Annotated in this window: 18 protein-coding genes; 7 read left to right on the forward strand and 11 right to left on the reverse strand. The window is 69.5% G+C overall.

Features of this window, described 5'->3' with window-relative positions:
• Window positions 1–7 precede the first annotated feature (7 nt).
• Both hpnK and ACTIGJ_RS15040 read left to right on the forward strand, forming a co-directional pair.
• On the forward strand, window positions 8–814 hold the full coding sequence (gene hpnK / locus ACTIGJ_RS15035; RefSeq protein WP_439641141.1) for a hopanoid biosynthesis-associated protein HpnK: 807 nt from the start codon (window positions 8–10) through the stop codon (window positions 812–814).
• Window positions 814–1818 carry a lysylphosphatidylglycerol synthase domain-containing protein gene (locus ACTIGJ_RS15040; RefSeq protein WP_439641162.1) on the forward strand — a complete coding sequence of 335 codons (1005 nt, stop codon included), beginning with the start codon at window positions 814–816 and terminating at the stop codon, window positions 1816–1818. The genes hpnK and ACTIGJ_RS15040 overlap by 1 nt, the downstream gene beginning before the upstream one ends.
• Here the strand turns inward: ACTIGJ_RS15040 and hpnA are convergent.
• From hpnA to ACTIGJ_RS15065, 5 genes are all read right to left on the reverse strand, one after another.
• Complete coding sequence (hpnA, locus tag ACTIGJ_RS15045; protein WP_439641142.1) at window positions 1809–2807, reverse strand: hopanoid-associated sugar epimerase; 999 nt, start codon at window positions 2805–2807, stop codon at window positions 1809–1811. The genes ACTIGJ_RS15040 and hpnA overlap by 10 nt on opposite strands.
• A 7-nt stretch (window positions 2808–2814) precedes the next feature.
• Window positions 2815–3528 (reverse strand): phosphorylase family protein, encoded by a 714-nt coding sequence (locus ACTIGJ_RS15050; protein WP_439641143.1) that lies wholly within the window; start codon window positions 3526–3528, stop codon window positions 2815–2817.
• 16 nt (window positions 3529–3544) lie between these two features.
• Entirely contained in the window at window positions 3545–5602 is a 2058-nt protein-coding gene (shc, locus tag ACTIGJ_RS15055) for a squalene--hopene cyclase (protein ID WP_439641144.1), read from the reverse strand.
• 68 nt (window positions 5603–5670) lie between these two features.
• Complete coding sequence (locus ACTIGJ_RS15060) at window positions 5671–6744, reverse strand: squalene/phytoene synthase family protein (protein WP_439641145.1); 1074 nt, start codon at window positions 6742–6744, stop codon at window positions 5671–5673.
• A gap of 232 nt (window positions 6745–6976) precedes the next feature.
• A complete protein-coding gene (locus ACTIGJ_RS15065; protein ID WP_439641146.1) occupies window positions 6977–7522 on the reverse strand; it encodes an adenine phosphoribosyltransferase in 546 nt (181 codons plus the stop codon).
• Window positions 7523–7676: 154 nt separating this feature from the next.
• Here ACTIGJ_RS15065 and ACTIGJ_RS15070 point away from each other — a divergent pair, with 154 nt between their 5' ends.
• Window positions 7677–8576, forward strand: coding sequence for a polyprenyl synthetase family protein (locus ACTIGJ_RS15070; RefSeq protein WP_439641147.1), 900 nt, complete (start codon window positions 7677–7679; stop codon window positions 8574–8576).
• 15 nt (window positions 8577–8591) lie between these two features.
• On the opposite strand, the gene ACTIGJ_RS15075 is transcribed toward ACTIGJ_RS15070, so the two are convergent.
• Genes ACTIGJ_RS15075 through ptsP form a run of 4 tightly spaced genes read right to left on the reverse strand, consistent with a single transcriptional unit; the run spans window position 8592 to window position 15104 of the window.
• Window positions 8592–9884, reverse strand: a complete 1293-nt coding sequence (locus ACTIGJ_RS15075) for a carbohydrate porin (RefSeq protein WP_439641148.1) — start codon at window positions 9882–9884, stop codon at window positions 8592–8594.
• A gap of 41 nt (window positions 9885–9925) precedes the next feature.
• Entirely contained in the window at window positions 9926–11623 is a 1698-nt protein-coding gene (locus ACTIGJ_RS15080; protein WP_439641149.1) for a PTS fructose transporter subunit IIC, read from the reverse strand.
• A complete protein-coding gene (gene pfkB / locus ACTIGJ_RS15085) occupies window positions 11620–12591 on the reverse strand; it encodes a 1-phosphofructokinase (RefSeq protein ID WP_439641150.1) in 972 nt (323 codons plus the stop codon). Before pfkB ends, ACTIGJ_RS15080 begins: the two co-directional genes overlap by 4 nt.
• Complete coding sequence (gene ptsP / locus ACTIGJ_RS15090) at window positions 12588–15104, reverse strand: phosphoenolpyruvate--protein phosphotransferase (RefSeq protein ID WP_439641151.1); 2517 nt, start codon at window positions 15102–15104, stop codon at window positions 12588–12590. The genes pfkB and ptsP overlap by 4 nt, the downstream gene beginning before the upstream one ends.
• 174 nt (window positions 15105–15278) lie before the next feature.
• Here ptsP and ACTIGJ_RS15095 point away from each other — a divergent pair, with 174 nt between their 5' ends.
• A complete protein-coding gene (locus ACTIGJ_RS15095; RefSeq protein ID WP_439641152.1) occupies window positions 15279–16265 on the forward strand; it encodes a LacI family DNA-binding transcriptional regulator in 987 nt (328 codons plus the stop codon).
• A gap of 3 nt (window positions 16266–16268) precedes the next feature.
• On the opposite strand, the gene msrA is transcribed toward ACTIGJ_RS15095, so the two are convergent.
• Complete coding sequence (gene msrA, locus ACTIGJ_RS15100) at window positions 16269–16913, reverse strand: peptide-methionine (S)-S-oxide reductase MsrA (protein ID WP_439641153.1); 645 nt, start codon at window positions 16911–16913, stop codon at window positions 16269–16271.
• A gap of 129 nt (window positions 16914–17042) precedes the next feature.
• Here msrA and ACTIGJ_RS15105 point away from each other — a divergent pair, with 129 nt between their 5' ends.
• Both ACTIGJ_RS15105 and modB read left to right on the forward strand, forming a co-directional pair.
• The gene (locus ACTIGJ_RS15105; protein ID WP_439641154.1) at window positions 17043–17819 is read left to right on the forward strand and encodes a molybdate ABC transporter substrate-binding protein; all 777 of its coding nucleotides are present in this window, start codon (window positions 17043–17045) and stop codon (window positions 17817–17819) included.
• Between the two features lie 13 nt (window positions 17820–17832).
• Window positions 17833–18549, forward strand: a complete 717-nt coding sequence (modB, locus tag ACTIGJ_RS15110) for a molybdate ABC transporter permease subunit (protein ID WP_439641155.1) — start codon at window positions 17833–17835, stop codon at window positions 18547–18549.
• Between the two features lie 21 nt (window positions 18550–18570).
• Here modB and ACTIGJ_RS15115 read toward each other — a convergent pair whose 3' ends face one another.
• Window positions 18571–19605: an NADP(H)-dependent aldo-keto reductase gene (locus ACTIGJ_RS15115; protein WP_439641156.1), complete on the reverse strand. Its 1035-nt coding sequence runs from the start codon at window positions 19603–19605 to the stop codon at window positions 18571–18573.
• Between the two features lie 993 nt (window positions 19606–20598).
• Between ACTIGJ_RS15115 and ACTIGJ_RS15120 the strand changes: the two genes are divergently transcribed.
• On the forward strand, window positions 20599–20888 hold a 290-nt coding region (locus tag ACTIGJ_RS15120), incomplete at its 3' end, for a helix-turn-helix domain-containing protein (RefSeq protein WP_439641157.1).

The raw sequence follows: 20888 nt of genomic DNA on the forward strand, positions 1-20888 counted from the left end.
GCGGCGCGTGATCCGGCTGATCCTCACCGCCGACGATTTCGGCCTCGACGACGCGGTCAACGAGGCCGTCGAGCAGGCCCATGTCGACGGCGAACTGACCAGCGCCAGCCTGATGGTCGGCGCGCCCGCCGCCGCCGGCGCGGTGGCGATCGCCAGACGGCTGCCGACACTCGGCGTCGGCCTGCACCTGGTGCTGGCCGACGGTTGGGCGGTGTCGCCGAAACGGCTGATTCCGGATCTGGTCGACGCCGAAGGCCGCTTCGGCGACCACATGGTCCGCGACGGTTTCCGCTACTTCTTCCTGCCCCGCATCCGCCGCCAGCTGGCGATCGAGATCCGGGCCCAGTTCCAGGCCTTCGCCGCCACCGGGCTGGTGCTGGACCACGCCGACACCCACAAGCATTTCCACCTGCACCCGACGGTGCTCGGCCTGATGCTCGACATCGGCCGCGACTTCGGCCTGCAGGCAGTCCGCCTGCCGCACGAGCCCGGCAGCGCGCCGTGGCTGACGCCGTGGATCGCGCTGACCCGGCGCCGGCTGCACCGCGCTGGCGTGGCCAGCAACGACACGCTGGCCGGACTGGCCTCGACCGGCGCCACCGACGAAGCCGCGCTGCTGTCGGCGATCGACCGGCTGCCGCCCGGCCTGCACGAGATCTACCTGCATCCTGCGACCCGCCGCGGCCTGACCGCGACGATGGCCGGCTACCGGCACGACGACGAACTGGCGGCCCTGCTGTCGCCCCGAGTCCGCGACGCGATCGCCGCGCGCGGCATCGTCACCGGCCGCTGGGCCGACTTCCTCGCGCCGTGATCGGCCGCTGGCTGCCGGCGCTGTTCGGCCTGCTCGGGCTGGCGCTGCTGATCGGCCTGGTGGTGCACGGCGGCAGCGCGGAAATCCTCGCGCTGCTGGCCACCGCCGGCTGGGGGCTGCTGTGGCTGGTGCCGTTCCATGCGCTGCCGATCGCGCTGGATGCCGAGGGCTGGCGCGTGCTGCTGCGCCATCGCGATGCCGGGGTCAGGGCGCATCTGCCGTTCCTGTGGTGGATCGCCTCGGTCCGCGAAGCGGTGGGGCGGCTGCTGCCGGTCGGCGGCGTCGGCGGCGAAGTGGTCGGCATCCGGCTGACCCTGTGGCGGGTGCCGGATGGCGCAGCGGTGACCGCCAGCGTGGTGATGGAAACGCTGCTGACCATCGTCAATGTCTACCTGTTCGTCGCTGCCGGGCTGTGTCTGGCAATCGCGCTCGACGGCGGCGACCTGGCCGGCGCGCTGCTCGGCGGACTGGCCGCCACCCTGCCGGTGCCGCTGCTGCTGTACGCGCTGCTGCGCCACGGCGCGGTGTTCGCGCGGATCGAGCGGGCGATGATCGGCATGCTCGGCGAAGAGAGCCGCGTGGCGGCGCTGTTCGGCGATGCCGCGCGGCTGGACACTGAACTGCTGGCCCTGTTTGCGCGCCGGCGCGACCTGCTGGTCAGCCTCGTGTGGCAGTTGGCCGGCATGGTCGCCGGCAGCTTCGAGGTCTGGCTGGCGCTGCAGCTGCTCGGCCAGCCGATCAGCCCGCTGGCGGCGATCGCACTCGAAGCGCTGGGCCTGTCGGTACGCCATTTCGCCTTCTTCGTGCCGGCCGGGCTCGGCGTGCAGGAAATGGGCTTCGTGCTGTTCGGCCGGCTGCTCGGCGTGCCGCCCGATGCGGCAGTAGCGCTGTCGCTGGCCAAGCGGACACGGGAACTCGGCTACGGCATCCCGGCGCTGCTGAGCTGGCAGTGGGCCGAGCTGCGCCGCGCGTGGCGGCGCAAGCGGCCCGGCGATCAGAGATAACCGTTGTCGCGGAACCAGGCCACGGCGTCTTCGAGTGCTGCGCGCGCCGGGCGCGGCGCGTAGCCCAGTTCGCGCCTGGCCTTCGCGCAGGAGAAGTACATGCGCTTCTTCGACATGCGGATTTCCTCGACTGTCGCCACCGGCGCGCGGCCGGTGAAGCGGGCCAGGAATTCCGCCGCACGCGCCACCGGCATCACCGCCGCATGCGGCAGCTGGAGCGTCGGCGCACGGCGGCCGGTGATGTCGGCGATGGTGGCGAGAATCTGCTTGAGGCTCATGTCCTCCCCGCCCAGCACGTAGCGCTGGCCGATCACACCGCGCGTATAGGCCAGCCAGTGGCCCTCGGCGACGTCGTCGACATGGGCGACGTTCAGGCCGGTGTCGACGAAGGCCGGCATCTTGCCGGCGGCGGCATCGCGCACCACGCGGCCGGTCGGCGTCGGCTTCACATCGCGCGGGCCAATCGGTGTGGACGGGTTGACGATCACCACCGGCGCGCCCTTCGCGGCCAGTTCGCGCACCGCTTCCTCGGCCAGATACTTGGAGCGCTTGTAGTGGCCGATCATGTCGGCGACGGTGACCGGCGTGTCCTCGTCGCCCGGCCGGCCGTCCTTCGGAATGCCGAGCACGGCCACACTGGAGGTGTAGACGATGCGCTGCACGCCTGCCGCATGGGCCGCCGCTACCAGCGCCCGCGAGCCGTCGACATTGGCCTGGTACAGCTCGTCCGGATTCGGCGCCCACAGCCGGTAGTCGGCGGCGACGTGAAACACCGCATCGCAGCCCTTCACCGCCTTCTTCAGCGAAGCCGGATCGGTCAGATCGCCCTCGACGACCGTCGCCTCGAGGCCGGCCAGATTGCGGCGATCCGAGTTCGGCCGGCTCAGCAGCCGCAGCGTGAAGCCTTCGGCGAGCAGGCGGCGGGCGACGGCGGAACCGACAAAGCCGGTCGCGCCGGTGACAAGGGCAGTGGTCTGCAGCTGGGGCATCGTCGATTCAGGAATGGAAGGCGAACGCCGGTGCGGCGCGGGTGATCTCGCGCAGGCTGGATTGCGCGGCGTTGAACGAGCGCGCCAGCCCCGGCAGCTTGGCGATCTGCCACGGCGCCTTCAGCAGGCCGCCGATCATGCTGGCCGGCTTCGGCCGGCCATAGGCGTCGACACCGTCGATCACCGCGTTCGGCAAGGTGGCTTCGGCGTCGTCGACGATCGCGCGCAGCACCAGGAACGGCAGGCCGCGCGCCTTGGCGACGTCGCCGACCGCCGAGCTTTCCTGATCCACCGCCACCGCCTGGCTCTGGGTGCGCGCCAGGTACTTGATGCCGGCGTTCAGCAGGGTCTGGCGGGTGGTCAGCAGGCGGCCGTCAACCAGGCTGATGTCGGCCTCGGCGCAGCAGGCAGCGAGCCGGGCGCGCCAGCCGGCATCGGTGTCGAGCTGGTGGCCATCCATGAACAGCACGGTGGTCGGACAGACGACATCGCCGGGCTGCAGCGCGGCATCGAGCGCTCCAGCCGTGCCGAAGCTCAGCAGCGCGCAGCAGCCAGCATCCGCCAGCGCCTGCGCGGCCATCGCGGCAGCGGCTTCGCCGATCCCGGACACGAACACCCGCAGGCCGTCGACCTCGTTGGCACCCGGTTGCGGATGGCGCAGGCCGAGTGCCTTGGCTTCCGACAGCAGCGCCACGACGACGCCAACCCGAGCTTGCGTCATCGCCGCGGCTGCCGGATCACGCCGTGGCGCGGCGGCCGCGCAGCTGGCGATAACGCGCCAGCGCCCACAGCGGGAAGTAGGCGTCGTAGCCGTAGTACTTCATGTAGAACACACGCGGGAAGCCCGGCGCGTTGTGGCCGGGGTCATGCCACAGGCCTTCGTGGCGGCCTTCGGAATGCTGGTTGGCGATCAGCCAGTCGATGCCGGCAGCGACCGCCGGATGCTCGACGCCGTGCACGGCCATCAGCGCCAGCAGCGCCCAGGCGGTGCTGTTCGGGGTCGAGATCAGCTCGCCGCCGTTCGGACCGGGGCGCGGCATGGTGCCGCTCAGCTTCGGATCGAGATAGGTGTCGTTGGTCTCGCCCCAGCCGCCGTCCGGGTTCTGCTTCGATTCCAGATAGCGGATCGCCCGGGCGATGTACGGGGCGTCCGGCTTTTCGCCGACCAGCGCCAAGCCGGCCAGCGCCGACCAGGTGCCGTAGATGTAGTTGGTGCCCCAGCGGCCCCACCAGGAGCCGTCCGGCTGCTGCGCCTTCTTCAGGTAACGGATTGCGCGGTTGATCGCCGGGCGATCCTGCGGCCGCTTCAGCACGCCGAGATAGGCCAGCACGCGGCCGGTGACGTCCTCGGTCGGCGGGTCGAGCATCGCCTTGTGGTCGGCGAACGGGATCTCGTTGATCCAGTAGTGCGTGTTGTCGGCGTCGTAGGCGCCGAAGCCGCCGTTCTTCGACTGCAGGCCGAGCAGCCACTCGGCCGCGCGCGACACGGCCTCGTCGTTGTGATTGCTGCCGTTCGGCTCGCGGCCGACCAGGTGCATGACGCCGGCGACGACCGCCGTGTCATCGAGATCCGGGTAGTACTCGTTCCAGTACTGGAACGCCCAGCCGCCCGGCCGCAGCGTCTTGTCCGGCGCGCTTTCGATCCAGTCGCCGACGTGGTCGAGGATCTGCCGGGGCCGCAGCCAGTTCTCGGCGCGCTTCAGTGCTTCGCGGGTCTTGGCACGGCTGCTGCCGTCCGGCGAATCGGCGTGCAGCAGCGCCATCATCGCCCAGCCGGTGTCCCAAGTCGGCGACAGGCACGGCTGCACGTAGGCGCTGCCCTCAGGCGTGAACTGGATCAGCTTCTGGATCGACTTCAGGCAGGTCGCGCGCAGCGGGTGTTCGGCCGGGTAGCCGAGCAGCGCCAGCGCCTCGTAGGCATTGACCATCGCCGGGAAGATGCCGTTGATGCCGTCCTCGCCGTTGAGGCGGGCGACAAACCAGTTCTCGGCCCGCTTGATCGCCAGCTCGCGCAGCTTCTTCGGCGCGAAGCGGTCCATCGTCCGGCCGAACTTGTCGAGCCCGAGGAAAACCTTGGCGAACAGGGTGTCGTTGCGGAACCACTGGGTTTCCTGCTCCGGCGGCCGCACGAACAGCTCGGCGATCTGCACGCCGCGGGGGTTCTTGGCCGTCGCCTTCAGGCTGCACAGCACGAACAGCGGCACCATCACCGCGCGCGCCCAGGTCGCAACCTTGTAGATCTCGAACGGGAACCAGCGCGGGAACAGCACGATTTCCACCGGCACGTACGGCGCGGCCGTCCACGGCACCTGCTGGAACATCGCCAGCAGGATGCGGGTGAAGACATTGGCCTTGGCTGCGCCGCCCAGCGCCAGGATCGCCGCGCGGGCGCGCACCATGTGCGGCGCGTCCTCGTCGTCGCCGGCGCACTTCAGCGCGTAGTAGCTCTTGACCGTGCACGACAGGTCGATCGCGCCCGGCCGGTCGTAGTTGCGGTACTGCGGCCAGCCGCCATGGCCGCCGTCGGGGCCATCGAGCACCTGCTGGGCGCGGATGAAGGTCGCGATCTTGGCCTGCAGCGGCTCGTCGATCTCATCCATGAAATGCATCATCAGGATGTATTCGGCCGGAATCGTGCAGTCGGCCTCGAACTCGAAGCACCACTCGCCGTCCGGCTTCTGCAGCTTCAGCAGCGCCTCGCGGGCGGCGTCGATCGCCTGGTGCAGGCGGCTCTCGGCCTCGGCGGCGAGCTGGCGCGGATTGCGTCGGAGACGGACGACAGTCGGTGCGTTCATCGTTCGGAAGGTCTTCGGTCAGCGAAAGAAACAAAAGGCGCGCACGGCCGCAGCCGCCACGCGCCGATTCAGGCTTCGAGCGGCGCCTGGGCCGGCAAGGTCGCCACGCGCGGCAGGCCGCTGGCGGCGCGCTTGAACAGGAAGCGCAGCCAGGTGTTGCTGCGGATGCCGATCGAGGTCAGCGCCATCGTCCACATCACCGACTTGCGCGAAATCTTGACGTCATTGGCCGTGCGGTAGCCCGGCGTGGCGACGATCTTGCGCAGGGTCAGCAGCGCCATGCCGATGTTCCATGCGCAGAACTTGCGGATGCCGGTGTCATTGGCGGAGATCGCCAAGGTGAATTCCAGCGCGTAGCCGAGCTGCGCGTGGGTGACCGCCACCAGCTCGTGCAGCGCGCGGGTCACCGCCGGGTCCTGGCGCGTGGGGTCGAGCCGGCCCGGGTCGATGCCGTGCTGCGCGAACTCGCGCGCCGGCATCCAGCTGACGCCGCGGGCGCGGTCTTCCCAGATGTCCTTCAGGATGTTGGTCATCTGCAGGCCCTGGCCGAAGGCCACGGCGTAGCGCGCCAGATCATCGCGACGGCGGGCGGTGTCCGGCGCATAGGCGCAGAACAGGTCGCGCAGCATTTCGCCGACCACGCCGGCCACGTAGTAGCAATAGCGGCCGAGATCATCGAGATCGCGCAGCCCCTGCGGGCCGGCCTGCATCGAATAGCGGTGCATGCCACGGCACATGATGCGCACGCAGCGCTCGATCGCCGCGCGGGCGGCCGGTTCGAAGCTGCTGGTCATGGTCAGCACCAGCTGGGTGTTGCGGACCAGTTCGACTTCGGTCGGCAGCGTGGCCGACGACAGCTTGGCGGTGAGTTCCTCGACGAAGGCCGGCACCGAACCGCGGCCGCCGACCAGATCGGCGAAGGCTTCGGTCAGCCGCACCTTGTCGTCCGACGACAGCGCCGGCTCGTCTTCGATGGTGTCGGCAATCCGGCACAGCAGGTAGGCGTTGGACACCACGCCGCCGAGCGGCTGCGGCAGCTGCGGAATGGTCAGCGCGAAGGTGCGCGACACGCCGGGCAGGATGTGGGCCTGGAACGCGGACGCGATCAGCAGCGCGTCCGTGGTGGTGTGCTCAATCGTCATCAAGAAAGTCGAGGCGTTGGCCGGCAGCCGGATCGGAGCGCGCGCCGCGATGTCGGTTCCCAGCGCCGAATCGAGCGGTTCATGTGCAAGTCACGGCGTGGATCTTCATGCGAAACAGGCAAGCCCGCCGATCATTTCTGCGCCGCATTCTAGCAATGTTGCATCGCGATGCGTCCAAACCCCGGCGGCCGGCTGTCTCGCCTGCGTGACACCACGCCCGGGGGACACGGCATCAGCCGTAGCGGACCAGGCTTTCGGTGACGACCTCGTGAAGCCGCGCCCGGCCATCGAGAAAGCCGAGTTCCAGCGGAAACGCCGCACAGGCCACCTGGCCGCCGAGCCGGCGAATCAGGCCGATCACGGCGGCCGCCGTGCCGCCAGTGGCGAGCACGTCGTCGACCAGCGCGTAGCGGCGGCCGGCGAGGATCGCATCGGCATGCACCTCAAGCCGGTCTTCGCCGTATTCGAGCTGGTAGGCGACCGATTCGGTCGCCCGCGGCAGCTTGCCCGGCTTGCGCACCACGATCAGCGGCAGACCCAAATGCAGGGCCAGCGGTGCGCCGAAGATGAAGCCGCGCGATTCGATCGCCACCAGCGCATCCGGCCGATGCGCCGACACCCGCGCCGCCAGCGCATCGATGCAGGCGCGGAAACCGACGGCGTCTTCCAGCAGCGGCGTGATGTCCTTGAACACGATGCCGGGCTTGGGGAAATCCGGCACATCGCGGATCAGCGACTGGAGAACGGATTCGACGGAGGCTTGCGCGGCAGCGGTCATGGCGTACGGAGGCGGGATGCTTGTTCGGGCTTGTCCGTTCGGTTCACACTTCGCGCCCCTGAAACGCTGGCCAGACGGACTTCGACCGGAAGTTTGGCAGCTTCGCGCAGCCCCGTCAGCGACGCGGCCGGCGCCCCACCACCGAGTTCCGCACTTGAACCACGCTGCCCGCTTCGCCGATCGCCTGCCCGCCTACCGCAGCCGCCTCGATGCCGCGCTCGATCGCGCGCTGCCGCCGCTCGGCACCGACCCGGCCGCGCTGCACGAAGCGATGCGCTACACCTGCAACGGCGGCAAGCGCCTGCGTGCGCTGCTGGTCTATGCCGCCGGCGAAGCGCTCGGCCTTGATGCCGCGCAGCTTGATGCGCCGGCGGTCGCGGTCGAGCTGATCCACGCCTATTCGCTGGTTCACGACGACCTGCCGGCGATGGACGACGACGACCTGCGGCGCGGCCAGCCGACCGTGCACAAGGTCTGGGACGACGCGATGGGCGTGCTGGTCGGCGATGCGCTGCAGACGCTGGCCTTCGAAACGCTGACCCGCGAGATCCCGGCCGATGGCGAAGCCGCGCGGCGCCTGCTCGGCGTGATTGCAGCACTCGGCCACGCCTCCGGCTCGATGGGCATGGTCGGCGGCCAGGCCGTGGACATCGAATCGGAAGGCCAGCGCATCCCGCTGGAACGGCTCAAGTCGCTGCACGCGCGCAAGACCGGCGCCTTGATCCTCGCCTGCCTGAAGATGCCGCTGGCACTGGCCGCAGCTGACACGGCCGTGACCACGGCGCTGGAAAGCTACGGCCGCCTGCTCGGGCTGGCCTACCAGATCCAGGACGACGTGCTCGACATCACCCAGTCCACCGAACAGCTCGGCAAGACCGCCGGCAAGGACGTGGCGCAGGAGAAGTCGACCTACCCCGCCCTGCTCGGCTTCGACACCGCCAAGGCGCTGGCCGAATCGACCTTTGCCGACGCCCGCACCGCGCTTGATGCGCTGGGCGACAAGGCCGACGGCCTGCGCTGGCTGGCGCTGGAAATCCAGGGCCGCAATCACTGAGGACCTAGCGCCCGATCAGTGGCTGATCGCCTCGATCGCCGGCGTCAGCGACAGGTCGACGCGCAGGCCGACCACCAGCGCGTCGTCCAGGTTGCGGGTCCGCGTCGGCGCGCTGAAACCGTCCGGGTGAATGATGTAGTGCAGGTTCGGCGCGACTCTCAGCAGCTGGGTCAGCTGCACGCCGTAGCTCAGCTCCATCAGATACTGATCCTGGGCAGGTCCATCGCCACCGCCAAGCGCGGCCCGCTGCAGGCGCAGGTTTTCGAGTGCTGCGCCGCTGTAGCGCTGGCGGTTGATGACGAAGGCGAGGCTGTCCAGCGGGCGGCCGGCGAAGGTGCCTTTCTGCACGAAGCCCAGTTCCAGGAAGCGATCCTGGCTCAGCTCGCCGGACGTGCCCCACAAAGCCGCACCGAAGACCACGAGGCCGCGCGGGCTCATCCGGTCGGGGCGGGTCAGCTGCTGCTCGAAGCGGGCGAACAGCCCCGACCGCTCGCTGCGCGAGGCATACGGCTGGCCGCTGAGGATCGCCGCGTTGCCCGAGTCATCGCGTAGCGGATCGAGATAGCGCGAAGTGTCGCGCCAGCCGCCGATTTCGTAGAACGCCGGCAGCCGCGCCGTGGATGCGGTACTGCGATAGCCGATGGCAAGTGGTGCGATCACGCCAGTGGCATCGGCGATGCCCCAGTTCAGGCCATGCTGGTTGTCGCGGGCCTGCAACGGGTTCACCTCGAAGACGCCGGCATGGACATAGACCTGCGGCGTGATGAAGGCCTTGGCGTAGCCGCCCCAGCTCGACACCGGCCAGTAGGTGAAGCCGCTGGTGCGGAACACGAAGGTCGGATTGCCGCAGGCCGAATTGGTCTGGAAGTAGCTGCACAGCTCCGAACCGAGGAAATGGATGTTGGCCACCGTGCGCCCGGCCTCGACGGTCAGGCGGTTGTCGAACAGCCGCTGCTCGATCGTCAGATTGGCCAGCCGCTCGGTCTGCGCGCCCCAGATTTCCTGCACCGACACGCTGTTGCCGATCTCGTCAATCGCCAGATTGTCGCCATGCCGGCTGGCGACATAGAGCTTGAGCTTCGCACCAGTCCAGCCGAACGGCCGGCCGGCGTCGGCCTCGGCGCCGACGAAGAACTGACCGGCATAGGCGCTGCCGCGCCGCTGGCCGCCATCGACCAGAAAAGCCGATTCGCCGGTGTAACTCGCCAGCAGCGCATAGCCGCGTTCCTCGTAAAGGCCGGCGAACGCCGACAGCGGGCACAGCAGGGCCAGCAGCGCCGCCAGGCGGCGCCCGAATGACAGGTTCATGGATGCGCTCGTGGCGGGCGTGGCCCGCCGTCAGGAAGGAATCAGGCGGCGACGGCGGCCGGCTTCTTGAGGATGCGAAGCGCGACTGCGGTCAGCACGGTGCCAACCAGCAGCGCCGCGACATAGCCGCCGAGATGGGTCACCGCGTTCGGAATCGGCAGCACGAACACGCCGCCGTGCGGCACCTTCAGTTCGGCGCCGACGACCATCGAGATCGCCCCGGCCACGGCTGATCCCAGCACCAGCGACGGAATCACCCGCAGCGGATCGCGGGCCGCGAACGGGATCGCGCCTTCGGTGACGAAAGCCAGGCCCAGCACGCCGGCAGCACTGCCGGCCTCGCGTTCCTCGGCGGTGAAGCGGTCGGCGAACAGCCGGGTGGCCAGCGCCACGCCGAGCGGTGCGGTCATGCCGCCGACCATCGCCGCCGCCATCGGGCTGTAGACCTCGCTGGCCAGCAGACCGGTGGAAAACGCATAGGCCGCCTTGTTGACCGGCCCGCCCATGTCGAAGGCCATCATGCCGCCGAGCAGCAGGCCCAGCAGCAGCGCGCTTGATCCCTGCATGCCACGCAGCCAGGCGGTCAGCGCCGCCAGCGCCTCGGCCACCGGCCCGCCGACCGCGTAGATCATCGACAGCCCGGTCAGCAAAGTGCCGAGCACCGGCAGGATCAGCACCGGCTTCAGACCTTCGAGGTTGCGCGGCAGCCGGATCTTCCGGTTCAGCCAGTCGGTGCCGTAGCCAGCGATGAAGCCGGCCGCGATGCCGCCGAGAAAGCCGGCGCCGAGATTGGCCGCCACCAGCCCGCCGATCATCCCCGGCGCGATGCCCGGCCGGTCGGCGATCGAATAGGCCAGCCAGCCGGCCAGCGCCGGCACCATCAGCACCAGCGCGGCCTTGCCGCCGATCTGGAACAGCGCATGCGCCAAGGTGCCGCGATGAGCGTCGTCGTAGGCGTAGATGCCACCGAAGGCGAAGGCGAGCGCGATCAGCAGGCCGCCGGCCACCACGAACGGCAGCATGAACGACACGCCGGTCATCAGATGCTTGTACGGGCCGCTGCGGCTGCCGGCGTCGGCCTTCTTCGCAGCGGTGGCCTGGCCGTGATGGATCGTCGCTTCGGCCAGCGCCCGCGCCAGCAGCGCCTGACCATCGTTGATCGCCGGCTTGGTCGCCGACTTCAGCAGCCGCTTGCCGACGAAGCGCGCGAGGTCCACTTCGCGATCGGCGGCGATCACCACGACATCGGCGTCGCGGATCTCGTCATCGCTCAGACCATCGCGAGCGCCGACCGAACCCTGGGTCTCGACCCGGATCTCATGGCCCAGCGCCTTCGCCGCCTGCAGCAGGCCTTCGGCAGCCATGAAAGTATGGGCGATGCCGGTCGGGCACGAGGTGATGGCGACGATCCGCGCCGGCCGCGCCACGGTTTTCGCGACCGGCTCCGGCAGCTGCGCGAGCACGCCGGAGGCATCGCCGAGCACCTCTTCGATGCTGGCGCTGCGGCTCGGCAGGCTGGCGAAGCGGCCGGCATCGAGATCCTCGTCGCCGACCAGCAGCACGCGGCCGGCGGTGGCGATATCGGCATCGGCAAGCGCATTGAGCACGCCCTGATGGCTGCGCACCTCGACGGTGAAGGCCGCGCCGATCTGCTGCGCAGCGCGGCGCAGCGCCTCGGCGGCAAGCACGGCATGGGTGCTGCGGGTCCCGGCGCCGATGACGGCAATGGTGGTGCTCATGGCGTGACTCCGTGCGGCGTGGATTGCAGACGATCGACGCGAACCTCGGCAGCCAATGCCCGTACGGTTTCGCGTGCGGGCAGATGGGCGCCGATGCCGCCGAGCTTGGCGGCAGCGAACGCGGTGGCCAGCCGCGCCAGGTCTTCCAGCGAGGCCTCGGCGAGCAGCCCGGCGACCAGGCCGGCGACCATCGCGTCCCCGGCCCCGACGGTGCTGCCGACCGCGACCGGCAGCGGCTGCGCCTGCACGATCTCGTCATCGCGCAGCAGCAGCGCGCCATCGGCACCCAGCGAGATCGCGACCAGCCGGATGCCGCGTGCCAGCAATGCCTGCGCAGCGGCGATCAGCTCGCGCCGCGTCCACAGCGCGTGGCCGGCCCAGGCTTCGAGTTCGTGGCGGTTGGGCTTGATCGCGTATGGCTGTACCTGCGCCGCCAGCGCCGCTGCCAGCGGCGCACCGCTGGTGTCGAGCAGCACGCGGCCACCGCGCCGGGCGATGTCGGCAGTGAGCTGCGCGTAGCTGTCATCGGGCAGCCCGGCCGGCAGGCTGCCGGCCAGCACCACGAGGCTGCCAGCGCCGCCGTGCGCGGCCAGCTGCGCGCGCACCGCATCGAGTGCTGCCGCCTCGACCTGCAAGCCCGGCAGGTTGATGTCGGTGGTGTCGGCGGCTTCCCGATCGAGCAGCTTGACGTTGGTGCGGGTGTCGCCCGGGCAGCGCACGAAGGCATCGCAGATGCCCTTGGCGGCGAACAGGCTTGCGAACGGCTCGGCGTTGCCGGCGCCGAGCAGGCCGGTGGCGGTGCAGGCGATGCCCCAGTCGGCGAGACAAGACGCGACATTGACGCCCTTGCCGGCCGCCTCGATCCGCGATGCCTGCGCGCGGTGTACCTCGCCAAGGCGCAGGCGATCGAGCGTGATGGTCTGGTCGAGCGCCGGATTCAGGGTGACGGTGATGACCGGCGCGCTCATGCGGCACTCCGGTCCAGCGCGCGGACTTCGGCGGCGGTTTCGCAGGCCAGCGCCTGCTCGGCCAGACCTTTCAGCGCATCGAAGCGGCTGCCGCGCAGTCGTGATTTCACGGCGGCGATCTCGCGCGGCGTCATCGACAGCTCCTGCACGCCCAAGCCCGCCAGCAGCGCGGCGCCGAAGGGATCGCCGGCCAGCCCGCCGCAGACGCCGACCCAGCGGCCGTGGCGGGCCGCGCCATCGACGGTCATCCGGATCAGCCGCAGCACCGCCGGGTGCAGGCTGTCGGCCTCGGCAGCCAGCTCCGGGTTCTGGCGGTCGATCGCCAAGGTGTACTGGGTGAGGTCGTTGGTGCCGATCGAGAAGAAATCGGCATGGCGGGCCAGCGCATCGGCTTCGATGGCCGCCGCCGGCACCTCGATCATGATGCCGAGCGGCACGATGGGTGCCGCCAGTTCGATGCGGATGCGCTCGCAGATCGCGCGCAAGCGCTGGATCTCCGGCACCGAGGTGATCATCGGAAACATGATCTTCAGCGCCGCGCCCGCCTTCGCCGCGCGATACAGCGCGCGCAGCTGCGGTTCCAGCAGATCGGCACGGCGCAGCAGCAGGCGCGCGCCGCGCACGCCGAGGAAGGGGTTGTCCTCGTGCGGCAGGTCGAGATGGGCGACCTGCTTGTCGCCGCCGATGTCGAGCGCGCGGACGATCAGCGGCCGGCCGCCGATCGCCTCGGCCATCGCCACGTAGATCGCGAACTGCTCGTCCTCGCTCGGCGTGCGGGCGCGTTCCAGGAACAGGAATTCGGTGCGCATCAGGCCCACGCCTTCCGCACCCTGTTCGAGCGCGGTGGCGGCCTGTTCCGGCAGGTTGATGTTGGCGCCGATGTCGATCGCGTGGCCGTCCGTGGTCAGCGCCGGCTGGCGGCGGCCTTCGGCTTCGCGGGCGCGGGTCGCGGCCTGCTCGGCGATGCTGGCGCGGGCCGAGTCCAGCGCCGCCGGCGACGGATCGAGATACAGCCGGCCGCTGCCGCCATCGACGATCGCCGGCGTGCCGTCGCCAACGTCGAGCAGCGCCGCACCGGCGCCGACCAGCGCCGGCAGGCCGAGCGTGCGGGCCAGAATCGCGGTGTGCGACGTCGGCCCGCCCTGCGCAGTGGCCAGGCCGATGACCTTGGTGGTGTCGAGCGTGGCGGTGTCCGACGGCGACAGGTCGGCGGCGAGCAGCACGCAGTGCTGCGGCAGGCTGCCGAGCGCGTCGCGGACCAGGCTCGGGTCGATGTTGGCGAGCACCCGGCGGCCGACATCGCGCAGGTCCGCCGCCCGCCCGGCCAGCACCGCGTTGCCGAGCGCCGACAGCTTCGCCGCCAGCCGCTCGACCGCCGCGTTCCACGACCAGGCGACACCGTGGCCTTCGACCATCAGCTGGCAGGTCAGCGTGATCAGGTCGGTGTCGTTGAGCGGCTCGCCGTGGGCCTTGAAGATCGCGGCATCGGCAGCGCCGAGCCGGCGCGCGGTGTCGTCGGCCAGCGCCTCCAACTGCTGGCGGGTCGCGCACAGCGCTTCGTGCAGCCGGGTGCCGCCTTCGGACAGCGCGACCGGATGGTCTGGAATCGGCGCTTCATCGGCCGCCAGCCGGTGCACGACGCCGATCGCCAGCCCTGGGCTGGCGCCGATGCCGGCAATGCAGACCGGCGCGTCGGGCGGCGTCCAGCCGGCGGCCTTCGGCTGGGCGGCGCGCTGCGCGGCCAGCGCGGCATCGGCCTTTTCCTGCGCGGTGAGGCTGTCGATGACGGCGCGGAAGCGGGCCAGCGCGGCGGCGGCATCGCGGCCTTCGGCGGAGATGTGCAGGCGGTCACCAGCCCGCGCGCCGAGTTGCAGCAGCGCCAGCAGATTCTTGGCGTCGGCCACTTCGTGGCCGTGGCGGACCTGCATCCGCGCGGCATGGGCCCGCGCGGCCTCGACCCAGCGCGACGCCGGCCGGGCATGCAGGCCGGCCGGATAGCCGACGGTCCACTCGACCGTTTCGGCAAGGTCCACCGCCTCGGCCGCGCGGCCGGCATCGGCGGCGGCCGGCGGGTCGTCGAGCGCGGCGATCAGCGCGGTGGCGTCGTCGGTGCTGGCCAGCCGGGCCAGGGTCGCTTCGTCCTGGATCAGCCGGGTCAGCCGCCGCAGGATCGCGATGTGGGCGTCGGACTGCGCCGCGATCGCGACCACCAGATGGGCGCGCTGGCCGGGGTTCCATTCGACGCCGGCCGGCACCTGCAGGATCGCGATGCCGTTGCGGCGCACCAGGTGGCGGTCTTCGCCGAGCCCGTGCGGAATCGCCACGCCGTGGCCGAGGAAGGTGTTCGCCACCGCTTCGCGGCGCACCATGCTGTCGGCATAGGCGGCATCGACGCAGCCGCTGGCCACCAGCAGCTGGGCGGCCTCGGCAATCGCCTGCTGCTTGTCGGCCGGGCGTGCGCCGAGGCGAACCCGTTCGCCGGACAGCAGACCTTCGGTAAGGTGAATGGACATGTCAGAACTCCTCCGTGCACGTCTCGTTGTGGCGTTAATGAAATCGTTTTCATAACGACTGTCAAGCGACGATCCAGCGACGTCTCAACGAAAAATCAACATCCCATTGCATTTTCAGGAATTATTGTTCGACAATCCGTCGCTCATTTTTGAAAACGATTTCTGAAACGCGCCATGACGGTCGGGATCAAGGACGTCGCCAAAGCTGCCGGCGTATCACCGGCCACGGTGTCGCGGGCACTGTCCGGCGGGCCGGTCAGCGAGGAGCTGCGCGCCCAGGTCGAGGCGGCGGTGAAGGCCACCGGCTACCGGCCGAACCTGGCGGCGCGGCGGCTGCGCTCGCAGCAGAGCGGCACCATCGGCCTGGTGGTCGCCGATCTGCGCAATCCGTTCTTCACGGCGGTGTCGCGGGCGGTGGAAGACAGCGCCTACCGCGCCGGCATGCGGGTGATCCTCTGCAATACCGACGAAGACCCGGCGCGCGAAGCCCTGTACCTGCAGTTGATGCAGGAGGAGCGGATCACCGGCCTGATCTTCGCGCCGACGCGCAGCACGCTGGACCAGCTCGGCCGCCGCCGGCTGGAGTTCCCGACCGTGCTGATCGACCGCGCCAGCCCGGCCGGACTGTACGACTGCGTGGTGCTCGACAACGCCGCCGCGATGGCCGAGCTGGTCCGGCATCTGATCGGCCGCGGCTACCGGCGCATCGGCGGGCTGTTCGGCAATGCCAGCGTCACTGGGCTGGAGCGCCGCGACGGCTATGTCGCGGCGATGCAGGCGGCCGGGCTGGCCGCCGATTTCCGGCTCTGCGCACCATCCGCGGATGCCGCCCGTGCGGCGCTGGCGGACTGGTTCGCAAGCCCGGCACGGCCGGAGGCACTGGTGGTCAGCAACAGCCTGTTCCTGTCGGCGGCATTACGCGCCGCGCGGGCGGCCAACCTTGCGATGCCGGCCGATCTGGCACTAGCCGGCTTCGACAACGAGGTCTGGACCGAACTGGTCGAGCCGGGGCTGACGGTGATCGAGCAGCCGGTGGAGGACATCGGCCGGCAGGCGATGGCGCTGCTGTTCGAACGCCTGCAGACACCGAACCTGCCGGTGCGCAAGCTGGTGCTGAGCGGCCGCTGCGTGGAACGCGGGTCGACCGCCGCGCGTGCCTGAAGGCTATTCGTCCTTGCCGGCGGCCGGCCCGTACAACTGCTGCAGCCGCTGGTCGCGCCCGCACTGGCTGCGGTAGATGCGATAGCGCAGCGCCTGCTTGCGGGCGTAATCCTGGTGGTAGGCCTCGGCCGGCCAGAACGCCGTGAAGGCGGTGATTTCGCTGGTGATCGGCGCGCCGCGCAGCACACCGGATGCCGCCAGCGCATCGCGCGATGCCGCCGCCGCTTTGCGCTGCGCCTCGTCGTGGAAAAAGATCGCGGTGCGGTACTGGTCGCCGTGATCGCAGAACTGCCGCTTCGGCGTGGTCGGGTCGATGTTGCGCCAGAACACCGCCAGCAGATCGGCGTAGCCGATGCGCGCCGGGTCGTAGATCACCTGGATCGCTTCGGCATGGCCGGTATCGCCGCGCGACACCTGCTCGTAGCTCGGCTGGTCGACGTGGCCGCCGCTGTAGCCGGAGACCACCGACAGCACGCCCGGCAGCTTCCGGAACGGCGGCTCCATGCACCAGAAGCAGCCGCCCGCGAAGGTGGCGACCGCGTTGGCAGGCGGCAGCGGCGAATCCCCGGCGGCGGACGGGGCGGGCGCAGCGCCCCGGGCGGCAGCGGCGATCAGCAGCGTCGACAACAGGGTGGCGAGCAGGCGCATGGCAATCCGGATTTCGGCAGGCATTGCCGCAGCTTACGGCGCGTGCACTGGTCTGGATGACGACCTCGGTGGCCGCTGGCACACTCGCCGCCCGAACCCCCGCGCCCACATCCACACGAGGCCCGACCGATGACGCTGATCCGCACGCTGGTCGCCGCGCTGTCGCTGGCCTTTGCCGGCATCGCGGCAGCGGCGCCGGAGGCGCTGGTCATCGGCGTGGTGCCGAGCCTGGGGCCGGCCGCCGAGGTGCTGCAGCAGCGCTTTGCCGAAGCGTATCCGGAGGTGGCGATCACGCGGCAGATCGCGCCGGCGGCAACGCTGGTCAAGGCGGGCGATGCCGGCTCCGGCGCACCGCAGCTGCTGCTGCTCGACAGCCGCGCCTCCGCCGAATCGCTGGTAGCGGCACAAGGCGCGCCGGGCGACAGCCTGACGGTGCTCGGCGACGGCCTGCTGGCGATCTACTCGAACACGCCGGGCATCAACACTGGCCGGGGCGCGCCGCTGTTCATCGCCGACTACATCACCGGCATCGCGATCGGCGATCCGGCCACCTCGCCGTTCGGCGGCATCATCCGCAGCGTGATGGAACGCCTGACCGTGCTGGACACCGCCGAAAAGAAATTCCGGCCGTTTCCGGACGAGGCCGCTGCCGCCGCTGCGGTGAAAGCCGCGCAGGTCGACATCGGCCTGATTCCGGTGCCGCTGCTGGTCTCCCCCGCCTACCGCAACACCGGTTCCAGAACCGCGCTGCCGCTTGGCCTGTACACGCCGGCCCGCTATGTCGCGGTGATCACCGCTGCCGGCCGAGAGTCCGCCGCCGCCCGCGCGTTCATCGCCTTCCTGCGCGCCGACAGCACGCGCCCGGTGCTGACCGAGATCGGCATTCCGCCCGCATCGGCCCCGTGAGCCGCGACCGCCGATGAGCGATGCGCCGACGTTCGCGGCCCTGACGCCGGCGCTGTGGCAGTCGCTGTGGCTGACCGTGCGGCTGGCGGCGATCTCCACCGCGATCCTGCTGGCCATCGCCGTGCCGCTGGCCGGCTGGCTGGATCGCACGCGGCTCAGGATCGCGCCGTGGATCGAAGCGCTGGTGACCTTGCCGATCGTGCTGCCGCCGACGGTGATCGGCTTCTATCTGCTGGTCGGCTTCGGCAGCAACAGCCTGCTGGGCGACGCCTGGCGCTCCGTGTTCGGCAGCACGCTGGCGTTCAGCTTCGCGGGCCTCGTGGTCGGCTCGGTGATCTACAGCCTGCCGTTCGCGGTGCAGCCAATCCAGAACGCGATCCGCGATGTCGAGGCCGCACTGATCGAAGCCGGCTGCGCGCTCGGCGCTACGCCCCGGCAGGTGTTCTGGCGGGTGATCGTGCCGGCCGCCCGCAACGGCGTGCTGACCGGCGCGGCGCTGAGCTTCGCCCACACGATCGGCGAGTTCGGCGTGGTGCTGATGCTCGGCGGCAACATCCCCGGCGTCACCCGCGTGGCCTCGATCGCGCTCTATGACGAGACCCAGACGCTGAACTATCCGCTCGCCCACAGCTACGCGCTGCTGCTGCTGGTGATCTCGTTCGCGATGCTGATGCTGATCGGCGCGCTGCGCCGGGGCGCACGACAGCGGGCGCGGCCGAAGCTGCGCTGAGCACGCGCCGGCCGCTTCGGCCTACGGGCAGGGAATCGTGTAGCGCTTGTGGATCGCCTCGATGCCATCGAGCACGGCTTTCGACAGCTTCAGATCGTGCGAGGCGATGTTGGATTGCAGCTGCGCCATGGTCGTCGCGCCGATGATGTTGCTGGTCGTGAAATGGCGGCTGGTGACGAAGGCCAGCGCCATCTGGTTCAGCGCCAGCCCGTGCTCCTTGGCCAGATCGGCATAGGCCTGTGCCGCAGCCGCCGCGTGCTCGCCGTTGTAGCGGGAGAAGCGCGCGTACAGGGTGAGCCGCGCGTCGGCCGGCCGCTGGCCGTTCAGGTACTTGCCGGACAGCACGCCGAAGGCCAGCGGTGAATAGGCCAGCAGGCCGATGTCCTCGCGATGCGCGAATTCGGCGAGGCCGACCTCGAAGCTGCGGTTCAGCAGGCTGTACGGATTCTGGATCGACACCGGCCGCGGCAGACCCTGCTCTCGGCTCAGGCGCAGGTACTCGGACACGCCCCAGGGCGTTTCATTGGAAATGCCGACATGGCGCACCTTGCCCGCCTTCACCAGCTCGGCCAGCGCGCCATGGGTTTCCTCGATTGACGGCGCGCGGCTGTCATCGCTGGGCTTGAAGCCGAGCTGGCCGAAATAATTGGTGGCGCGCGACGGCCAGTGGATCTGGTAGAGATCGATGTAATCGGTCTGCAACCGCTTCAGCGACGTGTCGCAGGCCGCCAGCACGCTCTTGCGATCGAGCTTCGCGCCGCCGCGCATGTAATCCATCTGCCCCGGCCCCGCGACCTTGGTCGCCAGCACGATGTCCTTCCGCTTGCCGGTCTTCGCGAACCAGGTGCCGATGATCTCCTCGGTGCGGCCATAAGTGTCCGCCTTCGGCGGCACTGGGTACATCTCCGCGACATCGAAGAAATTGATGCCCTGCGCCACCGCGTAATCCATCTGCGCGTGGCCTTCGGCCTCGCTGTTCTGCTCGCCCCAGGTCATCGTGCCGAGGCAAAGAGCCGAAACCTTGAGATCGGTGCGGCCGAGGGTGCGGAGTTCCATGGTCAGTTCGTTGGCTGGGGAGGCGGGCATCAAGGGTAATCGGATCGACCGAGCCGCGGGCAAGCCGCGATGAGCACCGCACTGAAGTCGCAGCCGCCTCGTCCGAAGTGCGCTGCCCGTGCCCGGCACCTCGGGCCCCAAGCCAAGCAAGCACCGATCGCGGCGACGGCAGGGCATCACCGCTGCTTCATGGACGACCCTCGCAAACGCGCGCGTCGGGCAACGGGAAAACCGCCACTTCGACCCGCGACGAGCGGCCGAACCTCGCGCTACAGGCGAGAGCAGCATCCGCCATGCCCCCGACTGTTCGATCGCCGGCGCACTGGCGTTACCGCAGAGAAACGCCGACCCCGGTGGACATACGCGCGCTGGGTGCGGATGCTGTGCCGAGATGAACGGATCACGGTGGGACGCCGATCAGCCAGACACGGCACCGGCAGGTCCCGTCGGAGTCACGTTTGCCAAATCAGTCGTTCCCGTTGCGCCGGACTATCAGCATGTACATCAAGGATTTGCGATGCCTGTGATCACGTTGGCAGACCGGCACGCCGGATTAGGGGACTATCTAACGGGACGGGGTACGTCCCCTATTCGGCGTTGGAGCGCAAAGATGCGTTGGCTTCCAATTGCAGGTGCAGTTGCAATAGCTGTCCTCGGCGGCGTGTTTTTCGGTCTCTTCTCGTGCGGGGGCTACGCATGGCACAAAGAGGCATTTTTCTGGCTGCTCGTGGCGGCTGTCGCCATAGCAACCTTGTTTCCGCTTCAACGCGGGCTGCCGGTCTTGTCACGCGTAGTAATTGTTCTAGGAGTGCCGGTACTTTTTCTCGCGGTGCGAGCAGCAACCGCGCCGTTCTATCCCGTACCGCCAACATCGTGGTCGGAGTTCTTGCAGGTGTTCATTTCCACCTTTGAGCACGGTCCGTGCTGAGTTGCGCACTATTGACTCGGCATTAAAAAAGTAAAACTTTCTGGTGTTGCGGCTGTCTATGGCTCATGGACAAAGAAGACGCGAGAAGCCTTCCCGAAGCGGCACGGGAAGAGAAGCGAAAGCAGGTTGTTCGGCTGCGACGCCGAGGTGCGACCTATGACGAGATCGCGGACCAAACGGGTCTGAGCAAGTCGGCGGTGGTGAAGATTTGGTACCGGGTCGAGGAGCAAGGCGTGTCGGCGACGCGCGAACGTCTGCGCGGTCGTCGGGAAGCCGAAGGTCGGCGCTTGAGCCCTGAGCAGGAGCAAGACGTTCAACGGGTGATCGCCGACAAGGCGCCGGATCAATTGAAGCT

The organism is Nevskia sp. (genome assembly GCF_051860985.1).
Lineage (GTDB): Bacteria > Pseudomonadota > Gammaproteobacteria > Nevskiales > Nevskiaceae > Nevskia.

What these genes read in the sequence shown, in the direction of transcription:
- ptsP (WP_439641151.1), bottom strand. Translation starts at nt 15,104, where the DNA reads ATGTCCATTCACCTTACCGAAGGTCTGCTGTCCGGCGAACGGGTTCGC.
- ACTIGJ_RS15060 (WP_439641145.1), bottom strand. Translation starts at nt 6,744, where the DNA reads ATGACGATTGAGCACACCACCACGGACGCGCTGCTGATCGCGTCCGCG.
- hpnA (WP_439641142.1), bottom strand. Translation starts at nt 2,807, where the DNA reads ATGCCCCAGCTGCAGACCACTGCCCTTGTCACCGGCGCGACCGGCTTT.
- msrA (WP_439641153.1), bottom strand. Translation starts at nt 16,913, where the DNA reads ATGCGCCTGCTCGCCACCCTGTTGTCGACGCTGCTGATCGCCGCTGCC.
- shc (WP_439641144.1), bottom strand. Translation starts at nt 5,602, where the DNA reads ATGAACGCACCGACTGTCGTCCGTCTCCGACGCAATCCGCGCCAGCTC.
- ACTIGJ_RS15095 (WP_439641152.1), top strand. Translation starts at nt 15,279, where the DNA reads ATGACGGTCGGGATCAAGGACGTCGCCAAAGCTGCCGGCGTATCACCG.
- ACTIGJ_RS15075 (WP_439641148.1), bottom strand. Translation starts at nt 9,884, where the DNA reads ATGAACCTGTCATTCGGGCGCCGCCTGGCGGCGCTGCTGGCCCTGCTG.
- modB (WP_439641155.1), top strand. Translation starts at nt 17,833, where the DNA reads ATGAGCGATGCGCCGACGTTCGCGGCCCTGACGCCGGCGCTGTGGCAG.
- ACTIGJ_RS15050 (WP_439641143.1), bottom strand. Translation starts at nt 3,528, where the DNA reads ATGACGCAAGCTCGGGTTGGCGTCGTCGTGGCGCTGCTGTCGGAAGCC.
- ACTIGJ_RS15105 (WP_439641154.1), top strand. Translation starts at nt 17,043, where the DNA reads ATGACGCTGATCCGCACGCTGGTCGCCGCGCTGTCGCTGGCCTTTGCC.
- ACTIGJ_RS15115 (WP_439641156.1), bottom strand. Translation starts at nt 19,605, where the DNA reads ATGGAACTCCGCACCCTCGGCCGCACCGATCTCAAGGTTTCGGCTCTT.
- ACTIGJ_RS15080 (WP_439641149.1), bottom strand. Translation starts at nt 11,623, where the DNA reads ATGAGCACCACCATTGCCGTCATCGGCGCCGGGACCCGCAGCACCCAT.
- ACTIGJ_RS15065 (WP_439641146.1), bottom strand. Translation starts at nt 7,522, where the DNA reads ATGACCGCTGCCGCGCAAGCCTCCGTCGAATCCGTTCTCCAGTCGCTG.
- pfkB (WP_439641150.1), bottom strand. Translation starts at nt 12,591, where the DNA reads ATGAGCGCGCCGGTCATCACCGTCACCCTGAATCCGGCGCTCGACCAG.